At 36.7% G+C, this 17,670-nt stretch carries 14 protein-coding genes; 7 read left to right on the top strand and 7 right to left on the bottom strand.

The window, feature by feature from the left end:
- Positions 1-54 precede the first annotated feature (54 nt).
- On the top strand, positions 55-624 hold the full coding sequence (locus V7S76_RS03595; protein WP_459508668.1) for an adenylate kinase: 570 nt from the start codon (positions 55-57) through the stop codon (positions 622-624).
- Between the two features lie 18 nt (positions 625-642).
- Entirely contained in the window at positions 643-1,713 is a 1,071-nt protein-coding gene (obgE, locus tag V7S76_RS03590) for a GTPase ObgE (protein ID WP_459508667.1), read from the top strand.
- On the opposite strand, the gene V7S76_RS03585 is transcribed toward obgE, so the two are convergent.
- From V7S76_RS03585 to V7S76_RS03565, 5 genes are all read right to left on the bottom strand, one after another.
- Positions 1,676-2,602: an SDR family oxidoreductase gene (locus V7S76_RS03585; RefSeq protein WP_459508666.1), complete on the bottom strand. Its 927-nt coding sequence runs from the start codon at positions 2,600-2,602 to the stop codon at positions 1,676-1,678. The genes obgE and V7S76_RS03585 overlap by 38 nt on opposite strands.
- 1 nt (position 2,603) lies before the next feature.
- Positions 2,604-3,533, bottom strand: a complete 930-nt coding sequence (hemC, locus tag V7S76_RS03580; protein ID WP_459508665.1) for a hydroxymethylbilane synthase — start codon at positions 3,531-3,533, stop codon at positions 2,604-2,606.
- Positions 3,534-3,540: 7 nt separating this feature from the next.
- Positions 3,541-4,674, bottom strand: coding sequence for a DNA polymerase III subunit (locus V7S76_RS03575; protein WP_459508664.1), 1,134 nt, complete (start codon positions 4,672-4,674; stop codon positions 3,541-3,543).
- A gap of 25 nt (positions 4,675-4,699) precedes the next feature.
- Positions 4,700-5,857 carry a putative sugar nucleotidyl transferase gene (locus V7S76_RS03570; protein WP_459508662.1) on the bottom strand — a complete coding sequence of 386 codons (1,158 nt, stop codon included), beginning with the start codon at positions 5,855-5,857 and terminating at the stop codon, positions 4,700-4,702.
- Positions 5,858-5,982: 125 nt separating this feature from the next.
- Positions 5,983-6,228 carry a type B 50S ribosomal protein L31 gene (locus V7S76_RS03565; RefSeq protein ID WP_459508661.1) on the bottom strand — a complete coding sequence of 82 codons (246 nt, stop codon included), beginning with the start codon at positions 6,226-6,228 and terminating at the stop codon, positions 5,983-5,985.
- 573 nt (positions 6,229-6,801) lie between these two features.
- On the opposite strand from V7S76_RS03565, the gene V7S76_RS03560 reads away from it, so the two are divergent.
- The 5 genes from V7S76_RS03560 (at position 6,802) to V7S76_RS03540 (ending at position 15,498) form a co-directional block, all read left to right on the top strand.
- Positions 6,802-9,249, top strand: a complete 2,448-nt coding sequence (locus V7S76_RS03560) for a ribonucleoside-diphosphate reductase subunit alpha (RefSeq protein ID WP_459508660.1) — start codon at positions 6,802-6,804, stop codon at positions 9,247-9,249.
- An 80-nt stretch (positions 9,250-9,329) separates the two neighbouring features.
- A complete protein-coding gene (locus V7S76_RS03555; RefSeq protein ID WP_459508659.1) occupies positions 9,330-10,919 on the top strand; it encodes a glycosyltransferase family 39 protein in 1,590 nt (529 codons plus the stop codon).
- Positions 10,867-11,880 carry a glycosyltransferase family 2 protein gene (locus V7S76_RS03550; RefSeq protein WP_459508658.1) on the top strand — a complete coding sequence of 338 codons (1,014 nt, stop codon included), beginning with the start codon at positions 10,867-10,869 and terminating at the stop codon, positions 11,878-11,880. The genes V7S76_RS03555 and V7S76_RS03550 overlap by 53 nt, the downstream gene beginning before the upstream one ends.
- Positions 11,877-12,560, top strand: a complete 684-nt coding sequence (locus V7S76_RS03545; protein WP_459508657.1) for a lysoplasmalogenase — start codon at positions 11,877-11,879, stop codon at positions 12,558-12,560. Before V7S76_RS03550 ends, V7S76_RS03545 begins: the two co-directional genes overlap by 4 nt.
- Before the next feature lie 10 nt (positions 12,561-12,570).
- Entirely contained in the window at positions 12,571-15,498 is a 2,928-nt protein-coding gene (locus V7S76_RS03540; protein ID WP_459508656.1) for an FAD-binding and (Fe-S)-binding domain-containing protein, read from the top strand.
- Here V7S76_RS03540 and nagB read toward each other — a convergent pair.
- Both nagB and V7S76_RS03530 read right to left on the bottom strand, forming a co-directional pair.
- Positions 15,495-17,396: a glucosamine-6-phosphate deaminase gene (gene nagB, locus V7S76_RS03535; protein WP_459508655.1), complete on the bottom strand. Its 1,902-nt coding sequence runs from the start codon at positions 17,394-17,396 to the stop codon at positions 15,495-15,497. The two genes, V7S76_RS03540 and nagB, sit on opposite strands and share 4 nt — an antisense overlap.
- A 12-nt stretch (positions 17,397-17,408) precedes the next feature.
- Positions 17,409-17,621: a helix-turn-helix transcriptional regulator gene (locus tag V7S76_RS03530; protein WP_459508654.1), complete on the bottom strand. Its 213-nt coding sequence runs from the start codon at positions 17,619-17,621 to the stop codon at positions 17,409-17,411.
- Positions 17,622-17,670: the final 49 nt, after the last annotated feature.

Below are 17,670 nucleotides of genomic sequence, written 5' to 3'. Positions count from 1 at the left end.
TATCTTTGTAGCTCATTTTTGTTATTTTATTCGCATTAATCTCCCGTATTTTTTATGTTAAATCTTGTTTTATTCGGTCCTCCAGGTGCAGGAAAAGGAACTCAATCGGCCAAATTAATTGAAAAGTATCATTTGATTCATTTATCAACAGGCGACTTGCTTCGTGCGGAAATTTCAGCAGGAACTAGCTTAGGTTTAGAAGCAAAGAAATTGATGGATCAAGGAATTTTAGTGCCAGATGCTGTCGTAATAGGAATGATTGAAAATAAACTGAACGAAAATAAAGCAGCTGCAGGATTCATCTTTGATGGTTTTCCACGCACAGTTGCTCAAGCTGAAGCCTTGGATCAATTATTGAATGGTCATGATTTATCGATCAAAGAAATGATTTCTTTGGAAGTTAACCAAGAAGAATTGACTCAACGTTTATTAGAAAGAGGTAAAACTTCTGGCAGAGCAGATGACCAAAATGAAGAATTAATCCGTAAAAGAGTACAAGAATATACAGATAAAACAGCTCCTGTAGCGAATTATTACGAGTCGCAAGGGAAATTCAAGTCCATCAATGGTATTGGTGATATTGAACATATATTTGAGCAAATTACTCAAATCATTGAAGGCTAAGCGCTTTAAAAAAGAAACATGACATCAAATTTCATCGATTACGTTAAAATTAATCTACGCTCCGGTCGCGGAGGGAGTGGTTCTTCTCATTTTAGAAGAGAAAAACACGTACCCAAAGGTGGGCCAGATGGCGGCGATGGTGGTCGTGGAGGACATATCTATTTAATTGGTAATCCACAGCTTTGGACTTTGATCCATTTAAAATACCAAAAACACATTATCGCCGATAGCGGTAAAAGTGGTGAGGGGGGAAGACGCTCAGGCGCTGAAGGTGAAGATATTTATGTGGAAGTGCCCCTAGGAACAATTGTGAAGGATGCAGAAACCAATGAATTTTTAGCAGAAGTAACAGAAAGCGGACAAAAGGTTTTACTTCTTCCAGGAGGTAGAGGTGGTTTGGGAAATCATAATTTCAAATCTTCTACCAATCAATCCCCTCGTCATGCCCAACCAGGAGAAGCCGGTTTGGATCTTTGGGTTGTCATGGAGTTGAAAGTGTTAGCAGATGTCGGTCTTGTTGGTTTTCCAAATGCTGGTAAATCTACTTTGCTTTCTGTCATGTCTGCCGCTAAACCTGAAATTGCTAATTATCCATTTACCACCCTTGTACCACATTTGGGTGTTGTTGAATACCGTGATTATAAGTCATTTGTTGTAGCCGATATTCCAGGAATCATAGAAGGTGCCTCTGAAGGTAAGGGTTTAGGATTACGATTTTTACGACATATAGAACGAAATTCTATTTTATGTTTTCTGATCCCTTCCGATGCCAAAGATTGGGGAGAGGAATATCGTATCCTAGAAGGAGAATTAGAGAAATTTAATCCAGATTTAGTATCCAAAAGAAAAATTTTGGTTGTTTCTAAAATGGATTTATCCATTCCTGAAATGGAAGACGAAATGCGTGCTAGTTTACCTTCCGATTTACCTTTGGTATTTATTTCGTCTATTACTCAACAAGGTATTCAAGAATTGAAAGATGTGCTTTGGAAAGTTCTTCAAGAAGAAAATAAGTATTTAGATTTATTGCCTGAACAAAAGGAAAAACCCATTACACTTTTTTCCGCTGAAGATCAGCCACTTGACTAGCAACTAGCGCGATACCTTCATCAAAGCTTCTTGGATTGTATCCGAGGAGCTTTTTTGCTTTATCCAGAATAAAACCCGTTCTAGGAGGCCTTTTCGCAGCTTGTTGAAAAGTAGATGAATCCGCTTTTTCTATCAATTCTTTTGGTAATTGGAAGAATTCAGCTGTTTTTATGGCCATTTCGTAGGGTGTTAGAAAATCGGATCCGGAAATGTTAAATATTCCTTCTGATTCTTTATCGGCTATTAGCCAGCAGCCAATCGCTAAATCTTCCGCTAAAGTGGGTGTTCGAAATTGATCCGTCACGACTTTGATTTTCTGACCTTCCTCCAATGATTTTTTCACCCAAAGGATGATGTTACTTCTGCTCATGTCTGAAACGATACCAAATACCAATACCGTTCGTGCGATTGCCCAGCGGATTTTAGATTGAATGAGTAAATTTTCCGCTTTCAATTTACTACTACCATAAATTGAAATGGGATTTGCTACCGCTTCTTCCGTATAAGGACCATTTACTCCATCAAAAATAAAGTCAGTCGAAAGATGACAGAAGAATGTGTCAAATTTTTGGCATGCCTTAATTAGATATGCTACTGCGTCGACATTTAATTTTTGACAACCGATGGCATCTGTTTCACAGGTATCAACGTTTGTCATGGCCGCCGTATGAATCAATACATCTGGTTGATATGTTTCAAAAATGGCTAGAATATTTTCTTCATTGGTAACATCCATGGATGCATAGATGTAATTTTTTGTTTCATTTTTTAGACGATCCTCTCCAACAGCAGTAGCAATTAATTGAATGTTTTCCTTTTGAGATAATAATTGAACTAATTTTTGACCTAAAAGACCATTTGACCCGGTTATTAGTATTTTCTTTTGCATGTTATTCATTGCTTAACTGTTGGCGGATTTCTTTCAATAACTCTTGTGCTCCTTTTTCTATTAAAATGGAAGCTGTTTTATTGCCCAATTCAATAGGGTCTGTATCGGTTTCCGTTTCCATTAAATGTATTTCTCCATTCAAACTTAACACTCCTGCAGTTAAATAAATAAGATTCGCTCTCATAGTTGCATGTCCATAAACAGGTACGCTACAACCTCCGTCTAATTTACTTAGAAGAGTTCTTTCGGCTAATAAGCATTTTTCTGTTACAGTGTGATTGCAAGCCTCTCGGATAGCTTGTTTCAATGTTGGATCTAATTGGCTGGATGATTGAATAGCCACCGAACCTTGACCAACTGCAGGAACAAATTCTTCCGTCTTCAAATGTTCCGAAATATATGCTTCCATCTCCATTCGATGCACTCCTGCAAAGGCCAAGATCATGGCATCGCACGATCCATTTTTTAATTTATCTAGTCGAGTCTGCAGATTTCCCCGCATGTCAACCAAAGTATGTTGTGGATATTTATTTTGAAGAAAAGCTCTTCTTCGAGTAGAAGAAGTTCCTATTATTTTACTTTGAGCATTAGATAATCTAAAATCTTTTTCTAAACTTAAAACTACATCTTGGGCATTTTCACGCTCCGTGAACGCAATGAGCTCTAAGTCAGAAGGAAGGGTAGAAGGTAAATCTTTGGCTGAATGTTGAGCGATATCAATTTCTCCAGTGCGGAGCATTTCTTCTAATTCTTGCGTGAATACCCCTTTTGAGCCAATTTTTGATAGTGAACGGTCCAGAATTTGATCGCCTTTGGTACTAATGGCAATTAGTTCATAGCTAAATCCTTTGTTTTCCAACAAACAACCGATGTAATTTGCTTGCCAAAGTGCCAATGCGGAATTTCTTGTTCCAATTTTAATTTTTTGCATGAACATATTACTTTTTAGCAGAACTAAATATTTTGATCAAATTCAGAGATAACTCTAAATGCATGATTTTGGCTCTTGCATTTCTTTCTAAATGATAATGAGTCTCCGATATTTTTTCGGCCATCTGACTGATGATGTCGGGATTCAAGGTTTTTGAAAAATTAGCAATAAAAGCTTTTTCCTTTTCCAGTGATTTAATCAATTGACTTGTATCTGAAATCTGATAAAGACATTGTCTGAAAATATACAGCGCATATTCGAGCAATGCTTTTTGGTCTGATTTTTCAATGGTATCAAATTTTTCCGCTAGTAAAACCAGTTTATTTAAATTTTTCGAATAGACAGCTCGCATCCAATCAGAGAACCAAGTGGAAATAATTAAATTTTCAGATTTTGATTTATCGATGGCTAGCGAAATATTGCCTTCTGAATTAAAAGCAATTTGAAGTGCTTTTTCAAAATCGATGTCCAAACTTTTCGATAGATATTCTGCTAAGACCTCTTCTTGAACGGCGGGAATATTAACCCTTTGGGTTCTAGATAGGATAGTGATTAACAATTTGTTTGGATCTGAACAAACCAAAATAAAGAGGGTAGACGAAGGAGGTTCTTCTAATAATTTTAGAAGGGCATTCCCTGAAGATTCATTTAAAGATTCTGGATTCCAAATTAAAACAACTTTGAATTCCGCTTCAAAAGGCTTTAAGCTCACTTTTGAGGCTAATTTTCTTGTTTCAGCTACTGGGAAATTTCCTTGTTTGTTGCCCTCTGCGCCTATACAACCTAACCAATCGGCCAATGTTCGATAGGGGGATTCGATGAGAAATGGTCTCCAATCAGTCAAAAACAAATCAGATTCAGTTTCTTTGGGGACTTTTTTGGTGGTCGCTGTTGGAAACATGAAAATCACATCTGGATGGATTCCTTTGGCCATTTTTTGACAACTTGGACATGTTCCACATGCATCTTTTTCGGATTTATTTGGGCAGAATAAATAGGTAGTAAAAGCAAGTGCCATCGCTAACTGAGCACCACCGCTAGGACCATGAAACAATTGAGCATGAGCAATATGCTGGTTTTGCACTGCTTTGGCTAATTGGCTCTTGGTAGATTCTAGTCCGGGAATATCCTGAAAACGCATTCTTGTTTTAGAAAAAGATAAACAGCTAAGTTCGGAAAGTTGATTTCTCTTTCCAAATTTCTTCCATGCTTTGCTTGAGATTTTGCTGGATATTTTGGCCTTTTAGGCTGATCCAAGCTTTTGCTACCTCAAATGCCTTATCAAAGTGATATTCTTTGAAATTTGGAAATTCTCCCCAAGTAAAAGATGGAATGTATTTGGGTGGAAATGCAGTGGTACTAATATTAGCATGACTTCCAATGACTGTTCCTGTGTTAAATTTTGTGCCAACACCTGTGGTAACATAATCTCCCATGAAAATCCCTAGGTTTTTTTCTGGGGTAGGCCGGTATCCATTTAACGAGTAATCAAATAAATCGATTGTTTTTAGATCATTTCTTACATTAGAGCAAGTTGTAAGGGCGCCCAAATTGGAGAACGAACCTACGATGGAACTTCCTATGTACCCTTCATGAGCTTTGTTACTAAAGGGGTAAAAAATGGAATGATTGATTTCACCTCCAATTTTACAGCCCTGGCCAATGGTGCAATTGGGTCGAATTTTGGTACCTAAGTTGGTGGAGGCTCCCTCCAAAATACAAGCTGGGCCTTGGATGAAGGTTCCAAGCTGAAGTTGAACATTTTTCCCAATAAAAACAGGGCCAGAACTAGCATCAATGATACAGCCTTTGATGTTTGCACTGGGGTCAATTTGGCATTTTGTAGGGTTTAATATGAGGTTTCCTTGCTGGATTAAATCAGGATATAGGGAGGAAGAGGTTTGTATTTCTTTTTCCAAAAAATAAGGATTCCATTTTAGGGAATCTTCTAAGGTATTTAGGAAATAATTGGCTTCTTGAATTTCTATCTTTTTTAGTGTCTGGATGTCTGGTATTGCTGTATTGGTTTTAAATGCAATTAATTGGTTTTGTACAAATAGAGCTGTTTCTGTCGCAAGTGAATTTAGTTGCTGTAAAAGCTGATCTGTGGGAAGAGCAGATCCTACAATGAAAATTTCTGCGGCAACTAGCTGGGTGTCCGAATCGATATCCCTTGTTTGAATCTGTTCTTTGGATTGTGACTGCCATTTTTCTAAGATGGAAGATGTTCCTATGATCAGATCCCAAATATTTCTATGGTCTGTGATAGGTCTTAATTTCTTTTTGATTGCCTGGTCGTTAAAAAGACAGATAGAATTCCACATGTTGGAGGCTGTTTTGGATTCGTAAAGTTGCTTAAATATTAGAAACGAAGCAAGTTGGAATAGGGACTCAATAAAAAAGCCTCTTCTTTGAAGGAAGAGGCTTTGATAGATTGAAGCGAAAGAAATTATTTTTTCGCTGCATAACGCTTGTTGAACTTGTCAACGCGTCCTGTAGTATCTAGAAGTACATTTTTACCTGTATAGAAAGGGTGAGATTGAGATGAAACCTCTATTTTGAATACTGGATAAGTTGCGCCTTCGAATTCAGTTGTTTCAGTTGTAGCAACGCAAGAACGAGTTAAAAACTTGTAATCAGCTGATAAATCGTGGAATACAACTTGTTTGTATTCTGGGTGGATGTCTTTTTTCATGTTTGTAATTAATAAGGACGATTCCCTGCCGTCGATTTTATTTAATGGAAAGTCATAGGGATGTAGACTTCTGTAATCGGGACGCAAAAATAAATAGATATTAGCAAATACCCAAATATTTTATTAACAATTTCAACCTGTTTTTGCAAGTTTTTTGTCCGAAAAAAAAATATTTATTTTTCTAAATTTTTTTTTCTGGTACTTTTCAAAGATGCTTGGTCATAATGATTTGACTTATGGGGACTTACCTTGTGTATTTCAAATAATCATCATTTTTTCACAGAAAAGTACAACAAAAAATGTTTGCACGGAGGGTGAATTTTTTCTAATTTTACCAAGTGCCCAAGTAGCCAAAGACGTTTCAGTTTTTGGACCAAGATTAGCCAAATTTAACAATGCCTTCATCACCCTGAATATGAAAAGTTTAGGGTAATTTTAAGAAAAAAATTTCTTAAAATTAGGTGAATAGTATGTTAAAAAAAGATGTAAATTAGAATTGAGAATTTTGAAAGTAAAAAGAGTTCATAAATTATCGCATTAATAAAGAAGTTTTAAAATTTATATTTCGCAAACATGTACGTATTTAAAAGAGACGGTCGTCGAGAGTCAGTAAAATTTGATAAAATAACAGCAAGAATCGAGAAGCTATGCTATAGCTTGGATCCTTATTTTGTGCAGCCTTTAGAGGTCGCTCGAAAAGTAATTTCAGGGTTGTATGATGGTGTTAAGACGACTGAACTAGATAACTTGGCGGCAGAAACAGCTGCTTCGTTAACAACCAAGCATCCAGACTATGCGATTTTGGCGGCACGTATTGCGATTTCTAACCTACACAAGAATACATTGAAGTCGTTTTCTGCAACCATGAAGCGTCTTTATACCTATGTAGATCCAAAGACCAACGAAAATGCGGCTCTTTTATCGAAAGAAATTTATGATATCATCAAAAACAACGCTGTTGAATTAGATGAAGCGATCATTTACGATCGTGATTTCGGATACGATTATTTTGGATTTAAAACCCTTGAGAAATCTTATCTATTAAAATTAGATGGACTAATTGCTGAACGACCGCAGCATATGTTGATGCGTGTAGCCGTTGGTATCCATGGTTCAGATATTGCGGCAGCTATTGACACGTATAATTTATTATCGGAGAGATGGTTTACACATGCCACTCCAACTTTATTTAATGCAGGCACACCCAAGCCACAAATGTCTTCTTGTTTCTTATTGACCACTCAAGATGATTCTATAGAAGGTATTTATGACACATTAAAACAAACCGCCAAAATTTCTCAATCAGCTGGCGGTATTGGTTTAAGTATTCATAACATCAGAGCAACAGGTTCCTACATCAAAGGAACAAATGGTACTTCCAATGGTATCGTTCCTATGTTACGCGTGTTTAACGACACGGCAAGATATGTTGATCAAGGAGGCGGAAAAAGAAAAGGATCATTCGCGATCTATTTAGAGCCTTGGCATGCAGATGTTTTTGACTTCTTGGAGTTGAAAAAGAATCACGGAAAAGAGGAGATGCGTGCGCGCGATTTATTTTACGCTCTTTGGATTCCAGATTTGTTCATGAAGCGTGTTGAGAGTAACGAAGAATGGTCATTGTTCTGTCCACACGAGTGTCCAGGATTATCAGACACTTACGGTGATGAATTCGAAGCATTATACACCAAATATGAATTAGCGGGTAAAGCTCGTACGGTTGTTAAAGCGCAAGAATTGTGGTTTAAGATTTTAGAATCTCAAACGGAAACGGGTACACCTTATATGTTGTACAAAGACCATGCGAATAATAAATCCAATCAGAAAAATTTAGGTACTATTAAGTCATCCAACTTATGTACGGAAATCATGGAGTATACTTCCAAAGATGAAGTTGCTGTATGTAATTTAGCTTCATTGGCTCTACCTAAATATGTAAAATCGAATGATAACGGTGTCTTAGAATTTGATCATACACGATTGTACGAGGTTACTAAAACCGCAACCCGTAATTTGAATAAAATTATTGATGTCAATTATTATCCAGTGCCAGAAGCACAAAATTCTAATTTACGTCATCGTCCAATTGGTTTAGGAGTTCAAGGATTAGCGGATGTATTCATCATGTTAAGAATGCCTTTTGAATCAGATGAGGCTCGTCAATTGAACAAGGATATTTTCGAAACCATCTATTTTGCTTCGATGGAAGCTTCGATGGAGTTGGCGAAAGTAGAAGGCCCCTATTCAACATGGGAAGGTTCGCCGATTTCGAAAGGTGTATTCCAATTTGATATGTGGAATGTGACGCCAAGTTCAGGACGTTGGGATTGGGAAAATCTTCGCAGACTAGTTGTGGAGAATGGAGTTAGAAACTCCTTGTTAGTTGCTCCAATGCCAACTGCTTCTACGAGTCAAATTTTAGGCAATAATGAATGTTTTGAGCCTTACACTTCCAATATTTATGCTAGACGTGTATTGTCAGGTGAGTTCGCTATTGTGAACAAGCACTTATTGAAAGATTTGATCAAGTTGAATTTGTGGAATGACAACATGAAGAATAAATTGATTTCGGCAAATGGTTCGGTTCAAAATATTCCTGAAATTCCTCAAAACCTAAAGGATCTATACAAAACGGTTTGGGAGATTAAGCAAAAAACGATCTTGGAAATGGCTGCTGATCGTGGTGCTTATATCTGTCAATCACAAAGTTTAAATATCCACATCCAGGACGTAAACTTTGGTAAATTAACATCGATGCACTTTCATGCATGGAAATTAGGTTTGAAAACGGGTATGTATTATTTACGTACAAAAGCTGCAGCCGATGCCATCAAGTTTACAGTTGAGAAACAAGCTGAAGCTGCGATTGAGCAAACCAACATCGTTCATGAATCAGAATTGCAATACGCTGCACATGCTGCCAAGGCCGCTGCTTCTTTTGATTCGAGTGATGATCAAAATAGATCAGATATGGCTTGTTCTTTGGATAATCCTGAGGCTTGCGAGGCTTGCGGATCATAATAATGAGTAGCGCTTCCTATATTTTTAAAGATCACTTGGTTGTATAATCAAGTGATCTTTAATTTTACGTAAATTTAACCATGAGGAAAAAGTATTTACAGTTTATCGTTTTGTTGGTGTTGCTAATTTTTGGACTTTTCCTACGTGTATATCACATAGGAAATTTTTCATTATTTGGGGACGAGAAACAAAGCGCTCTTTTAGCGATTGGAAATACGAACATTGGTGGGATGGTCGACTTGATGAATCCAGATTCAACTTTTACACCAGCGGATTTTTGGAAACCAAGAGGGCTGAATGCGTGGTTAAACGCTGATGCGAGAGGTGATGTCAGTGGGAATAGTTTGATCCACGATATGGGCTTGAAAATGACGGCTTTTCTTTTTGGAAAAAGTGATTCAGCCCTGCGGATGCTTTCCGTTTTCTTTAATATGCTTACGCTTTTGCTGCTGTATATTTGGGCAAAAAAGATCAAGCCTAATATCAATTGGGCATTAGCTATTTTAGCTTTAGCTGTCATAGAACCCTTTTTTATAATTTTTAGCCAGCAAGCTCGGAATTACACAACAAGTCTCTTCTTTACCACGCTTAGCAATTATTATTTTTGGATGATCATGCAAGGTAAAGACCAAAACAAAGTCAAAAATAAGTATTTCATTGGATGGATTTTAGGAAGTTTGGGGGCACTATTTAGTACCTATTTGACTGCGTTTGTTATGATTGGGCAGCTTTTTTATACCCTCTTTAATTGGCCTAATTGGGCCATTGTCAAACGTTTTTTACCAAGTGCCGTGCTTATTTTAATTCCATTTGGAATATGGATGCTAGTAGGGCCAGGTCAGTATTTTATCGTTTATCAAGCTGATGCAGCCCAACAATATCGAGATTATTTGGCAAATGTAGGTCCCATACCCGGTTGGATTGAAGCGTCAACTCCCTTGAATTTATTCAAAAGAACTATTTCCATTCTTTCGGATCAATTTATCTGGACAAATGATTTGTACAACACTTTTGGTTTTAAACTTGGTAGTATCTTATTGGTGTTTTTTGGTATATGTTTAAGCAACTGGCTCAAGGAATTATCCAAAGAAATGAAACAGATTTATGTATTGGGTTTGATTCAAATAGTCATTCCAGTAACGGTTTTATTACTTTCTGCTATCAGCGCTCAAACTACCACTGGCTTCTTTTTACGGTATGCAAGCTTCGGTTTACCATTCGGAATTTTCATTTCCATTGGATTTTTCGAGTATTTGTTAAAACAAAATATATGGGTGAGGATGCTGGCAGGTATATTTTTGCTACTTCAACTCTATACTTTGGTTGGATTGATAACTCCTATGTATAGCGATAAAAAACAGAAATATACGTTCTCTGTGAATCGAACCAAAAATCCATATCCGATAATCGCTGAAAAAATTATTCAAAATTATCGCATCGGAGACACCGTATATTATCCATCCAAGGCCAAAAATTTATTAAACTCGAAGGAAATTTCAAAACTGCGAGTAGATGTAGTTGATGCACAATTGATCAATTTATATTTACCATCCACTGACTCCATTATTCAACGAATTGATTTATCTATAAAAGATTCCGTTCTGATTAGAGGGAAAAATGGAAGAAGAATGCTTATTTTTGATTTTCAAAATGGGAAGTATCGATATTGACATGAATTCTACAATGCCTCAAGTTTCTTTTGTTATTCCAGTTTACAACGAAGAAAGTAATCTTCCAATTTTGGTGGCTCGTCTTCAAAAGATAATGGATTCTTCTTCCATAGCCCTTGAAGCTGTTTTAATTGATGACGGTAGTAAAGATCAATCTCGTGTCATGTTACAGCAATTAGCATTAACTGATCAACGTTTTCATGTTATTTTACTTTCTAGAAACCATGGACATCAATTAGCATTGACTTCTGGATTGGCCAAGGCACGTGGTACGGAAGGTGTTTTTGTTTTAGACGGAGACTTACAAGATCCTCCTGAACTTGTAGAGGAATTTTATGCCAAATACAAAGAAGGATACGAGGTGGTGTATGCCGTACGTGAAAAACGTAAAGAGCCTTGGTTTAAAAAGGCTGCTTATTTTATCTTTTATCGATTACTTAAGAAAATTGCCAATATTGATATACCATTGGATTCTGGAGATTTTTCGTTTATGGGTCGGAAAGTAGTTGATATTTTAAATCAAATGCCAGAAGAAAGTCGATTTATACGTGGAATGAGAACATGGATTGGGTTTAAGCAAATTGGTATTTCGTATAATCGACAAGAGCGGGCATCAGGTGAATCCAAATATACTTTTTCTAAATTACTGCAATTAGCTTTGAATGGTATCTTTAATTTCAGTGAATTTCCTGTGAAATTCATTACCTCCATCGGTTTTTCGGTAATCGCTTTGTCATTGATATACTTCATTGGAATATTGATTAAGAAGTTGTTTTTAGGGGATACCATTATTGAGGGTTTTACCTCATTGCTTTTTGTTATCATTTTATTCGGTGGTATTCAATTAATGGCAATTGGGATTTTGGGAGAATATATTCTACGTATATTTTTTCAATCTAAATCTCGACCGAATTACATTATAGAACAAGAAATTTGTGAAGGTAAATATGTAAAAAAATGAAAGGGAATATCTATTTAAAGTTATTTGTTATTGATGCTTTATTCGAGTTATTTATTCCTTTGCTATTTCCTCAGTTTTTCCAAATTCGATTCATTACCAAGCCATTGTTAATGATCCTACTCATGTTGTATGTACTCAATCAACAGGAAGTTTTTCAGAAAAATAGAATTTTGTTTGCACTTATTTTTGCTTGGTTGGGGGATGTATTTTTGTTGATTCCAGGTGATAATCCTTTGTTTTTTCAATTAGGTTTAGGATCATTTTTAATCATGCAAATTACTTATATCGTCCTTTTTATCCGAGAATTTAATGGCCCTAACAAAGTTTCGTGGCCAACTAAATGGATAAGTTTATTTGTGATTTTATGTTACATTTTGTTCTTTTTGAACTTTCTTTTACCTCACATCGTTGCAGGCTTGAAATTACCAGTTATTGTGTATGCTTTTGCCTTGGGATCAATGTTGTATTTTTCCTGGCTCCGTAGGTCGAATTGCTCAAAGGAAAATTTTAGCATAATTGTAAGTGGTGCATTTTTATTCGTTGTTTCAGATAGCTTATTAGCTTTTGGGAAGTTTTATTATTCATTTTCTGGGATTTCTTTCTTAGTTATGATTACTTACATATCCTCCCAATTGCTACTCATTAAGGGTTTAGTTACCTTTGTGCCATTAAAAAAATAAATTTTTATACATGTCGGTTTCAGTTCTATCTAATCAGGTTCTTTCTCCATTAGCAGATTTCTTACAAGGCACGGTTTATACGGATCAAGTAATGAGGACTTTGTACGCCACGGATGCATCTGCTTACCGTGAAATGCCGTTGGGAGTTGTCATTCCTGAAACGATTGAGGATATTCAAAAAATTATTCTTTTTGCTTACCAAAATGAAATTGCCTTGATACCTAGAACGGCAGGTACGTCTTTAGCTGGACAGGTTGTTGGTTCGGGATTAGTGGTGGATGTATCTAAATTTTTTAATCGAATAGTAGAAGTTAATCAAGAAGAATCATATGTGTGGGTTGAGCCTGGAGTAGTTCGGGATGTGTTGAATGTGGAATTGAAAAAACATGGTTTGTTTTTTGGGCCAGAGACATCTACTGCCAATAGAGCTATGATTGGCGGAATGTTAGGTAATAACTCTTGTGGATCGAACTCGGTTGTTTATGGTTCTACACGTGATCACGTTTTGGCTGTAGAAGGTTTTTTATCAGATGGTACTTTTGTGACATTTCAAGCCGAAGATCCATTTTCAACTTTGAATGAACTTAAGGAAGGTAGTACACTTCATCGTATTTATTCCAAAACATTGGAAGCGCTTTCAGATTTGGAAATACAGGCTAATATTATCAAAGAATTTCCCAAGCCAAGTATTCATCGAAGAAATACCGGGTATGCTTTGGATATGCTTTTGAATTCCAAGGCTTTTGGGAAAAACGCAACTGATTTTAATTTTTGTTCATTATTAGCTGGTTCAGAGGGCACTTTATTTTTTGCTACTAAAATTAAATTACACGTTGATGCTGTTCCTCCTGCCCATATTGGATTGGTTTGTGCTCATTTCAACAGTATTGATGAAGCATTAAGAGCTAATTTAATTGCCTTGCAATTTGACCCATCGGCTTCCGAGTTAATGGATCATTATATCTTGGAATGCACAAAGGCAAATCCTGAGCAGAGACAAAATCGTTTTTTTGTTGAGGGTGACCCGGGGGCTATTTTGGTGGTCGAATTAAGGTCGGATGATCCGGAAGAATTATTATCTCGTGCAAAAGAATTAGAGAAAGCTATGATTGCAGCTAATCTTGGATATCATTTCCCTTATGTTGCAGGTGCTGATGTGAAAAAGGTTTGGGATTTACGTAAAGCAGGTTTGGGTTTATTATCCAATTTACCTGGCGATGAGAAGGCTGTGGCTGTGATTGAAGATACTGCGGTGGATGTGAATGATTTACCATCCTTTATTGCTGAATTCAATGAAATTTTGACTGAGAATAATTTATACTGTGTTCATTATGCACATGCGGGGTCAGGCGAATTGCATTTAAGACCCATTATTAATTTAAAAACGAAAGAGGGTCATCAATTATTTAGAACCATTGCAGAAGAAATAGCGCGTTTGGTTAAAAAATACAACGGTTCTTTATCCGGAGAACACGGTGATGGTAGATTGAGAGGGGAATTTATTCCTTGGATGGTGGGTGAAAAAAACTATCAATTGATGCGTCAATTGAAATCTTGGTGGGATCCTAAAGGAATTTTCAATCCAAATAAAATTGTGGATACACCTCCTATGGATACGTTTTTGCGTTATGAAGCCGGACAAAAAACTCCTGTTTTTGAAACAGCTTTCAAATTCCATGATCAAGATATCTTGCAACATGCCGAGCAATGCAATGGATCAGGAGATTGTCGAAAAACACCGATTTCTGGCGGTACGATGTGTCCTTCATTTATGGCAACTCGCAATGAAAAGGAAACTACTCGAGCTAGAGCGAATATTTTACGTGAATTTTTAACTCGTTCAACTCAGCCGAATCGCTTTGCGCATGAGGAAATAAAAGAAGTGATGGATTTGTGTTTGGCCTGTAAAGGTTGCAAATCGGAATGTCCTTCCAATGTTGATGTGGCGAAGTTGAAAATGGAATTTTTGTATCAATATCAAAAAGAAAAAGGTCTTCCTATTAGAAGTTGGTTGGTGGGTAATTTTGCTAAAATTTCGGCTTTAACTTCAAAGATTCCATTCTTGTATAATGTTGTCATGGGTACACCATTTTTAAGAAAAATCGCTAATACGGTGGTTGGATTTCATCCTGAACGGACGATGCCTTTGATGAGTAAGCAGACGCTTCAAGCATGGTTGAAAAACAGAAAAACCATCGTTTCTGATAAAGCTGTTTATTTATTTGTAGATGAATTTACCAATTACAATGACGTTGAGGTAGGTCAAAAGACCGTTTTGTTATTAGAAGCTTTAGGCTATTCCATTCGGACGGTTTCTCATCCTATTTCTGGTCGAGCTTATTTATCGAAAGGTATGTTGGATGAAGCAAAAGCTTTAGCCCAAAGGAATGTGGAATTATGGCATGGTTTAGTAAGTGTGGAGACGCCATTAGTGGGGATTGAGCCATCTGCCTTATTGACTTTCCGGGATGAATACCCAGATTTAGTTTCAGATGATTGGGTTGAAAAAGCAAAAGACCTTTCGAAAAATGTATTTTTATTGGAAGAGTTTTTGGCTAGAGAGTCTGATGCCAAAAGAATCAATAAGAGTAAATTTAGTCAAGAAAAGAAATTGTTGAAACTGCATGGTCATTGCCAACAAAAATCGATTAGTTCTTTAGTATTTGCCAAAAAAGCACTGACTTTGGCAGAAAATTATGAAGTTCAAATTATACCGTCTGGTTGTTGTGGAATGGCAGGTTCATTTGGTTACGAAAAGGAACACTATGATTTATCCATGCAAATAGGTGAATTGGTTTTATTCCCAGCGGTTAGAGCGCAGTCGGAAGAAGTTGAAATTGTGGCTTCAGGAACAAGTTGCCGTCACCAAATTCACGACGGTACGCATCGCAGAGCGAAACATACCGCCGAAATTTTATTCGAAGCGTTGGTGGATTAAAATCTCCATCGAACGAAGGCCTCCATTGCTTCATATTCTGCCAAGCCTAAATCATTGTAGATTTGGGCGGTTCCTCTATTTCTTTCTTCGGCTCTTTGCCAGAATTCACGAGAATCGTCTCCTTGGAAAACAACACCATCTTTTTGTGATTGATGTTTGAATATTCCCATTCGTTTTTTGAAAACTTGATCAGGTGACATGGGTACAGCCATTTCTATTTGATCAATATCCCATTCTGCCCAAGCACCTTTGTATAACCATACCCAACAATTATTCATATATTCTCGATGTTTCAAACGAGAAATTGCTTCAAATATAGCATCCAAACACACTTTATGTGTTCCATGTGGATCGGCTAAATCACCTGCGGCATAAATTTGATGTGGTTGAATTTCTTCAATGAGATCCATTATGATTTGAATATCATCTTCCCCAATGGCTTTTTTTCGGATGGTACCTGTTTCATAAAATGGCATTTCTAAGAAATGCGCATTTTCCTTCTTGATTCCAACAAATCGACAGGTATTTTTGGCTTCCCCTTTACGGATAATACCTTTGATTTCTCTAACCGACGCGATATCTATTTCAGAATCTTTCTTATTCTTCAAAAATTTAACAGCTTCTTTGTAGATTTTATTGGCCTTCGGATTGGGACTTTCAAATTTGTCATTGAAATCAATCACGAATTCTGCAAACCTTAATGCTTCATCATCCGCTACAGCAATATTTCCAGTCGTTTGATAAGCTACATGTACATCATGACCTTGATCATGTAATCGTTGAAAAGTTCCACCCATGGAGATGATATCATCATCGGGGTGTGGGCTAAAAATAATGACTTTTTTCTTAGCAGGGAAGGCTCTTTCAGGACGATTTGTGTCGTCTGCATTCGGTTTACCCCCAGGCCAGCCTGTTATGGTGTGTTGAAGAAAATTAAATACTTCAATATTGATATCGTAAGCTTGTCCATAAAGAGCCAACAAATCGGATAGGCCATTTTCGTTGTAGTCCTTATTGGTTAGCTTCAAGACAGGTTTGTTTATTGTTAAGGACAAATGCGTAACTGCTTTTTTGATCATGGTTCTATCCCAGATAACGGAATCCACTAACCAAGGCGTTTTAATTCGAGTTAATAATGCAGCAGCTGTTTCATCTAAAATAAAACTGGCATTCGGATGTTGTTGTAAATAGGAAGCAGGGATTTCAGAAGTAACAGGTCCTTCCACGGCCTTTGCCACACTCTCAGCTTTATGTTCTCCCCAAGCCAATAAAACGATCCGCTTCGCGTTCATTACCTTCTCAATCCCGGTTGTAATGGCTTTTTTAGGAACTTTTGCTAGTCCGCCAAAATCAAAGGATGCATCAATTTTAGTACTGATATCCAATGTCATTAATCGGGTCTTGGAATTAATTAACGAACCTGGTTCATTAAATCCAATGTGTCCGTTTCTACCAATACCCAATAATTGAAAATCTAGTCCTCCTAATTTTTCAATTTTGTCTTCGTAGGCTTTACAAAAATCAGGAACCTGTTCAATCGGAAGTGTCCCATCTGGAATATGGTAATTGTTTGCTAGTATATCAACTTGATCAAAAAGTTGTTCTTTCATGAAGCGTACATAACTTTGTACAGCATCCGGCTCCATGGGGTAATATTCGTCTAAGTTGAATGTAATTACATTTTTAAAACTCAAACCCTCTTCTTTGTGCATCCGAATCAATTCTTGATAGACTTTTTTGGGAGATGAGCCTGTTGATAATCCTAAAATTGCATGCTTGTTTTCATTCGACTTGGTTCGAATCAAGTCGGCAATTTCTTGTGCTACAGCCTTTGATGCATTTTCAGAATCTGCATAAATGATGGTGGGGATACGTTCAAAACTAATGGCTTGTTCCATATGATGATATTCTTAGTGTGGGTTTTTAGAAGCTACTACAATAAAATCTAATTCTAATATGTCAAATATACGTAAAATGGTTTTGATAGCGGGATTTCCTCTTCCCAATTCAATGGAATGAATGGTTTTAATCGCTACACCACTTTTTTCACTTAATTCTTCTTGTTTTAGATTGAGAGTATTTCTTTTCTCTCTGATTATTTTACCAAAAATTTTTAAATCCATTTGTTTTAATCCTGCTTGTTAGGTGCACAAATGTAATCAAAATATTTAA

This window comes from Aquirufa sp. ROCK2-A2, assembly GCF_054558485.1.
This window is presented reverse-complemented; position numbering and strand designations above follow the sequence as displayed.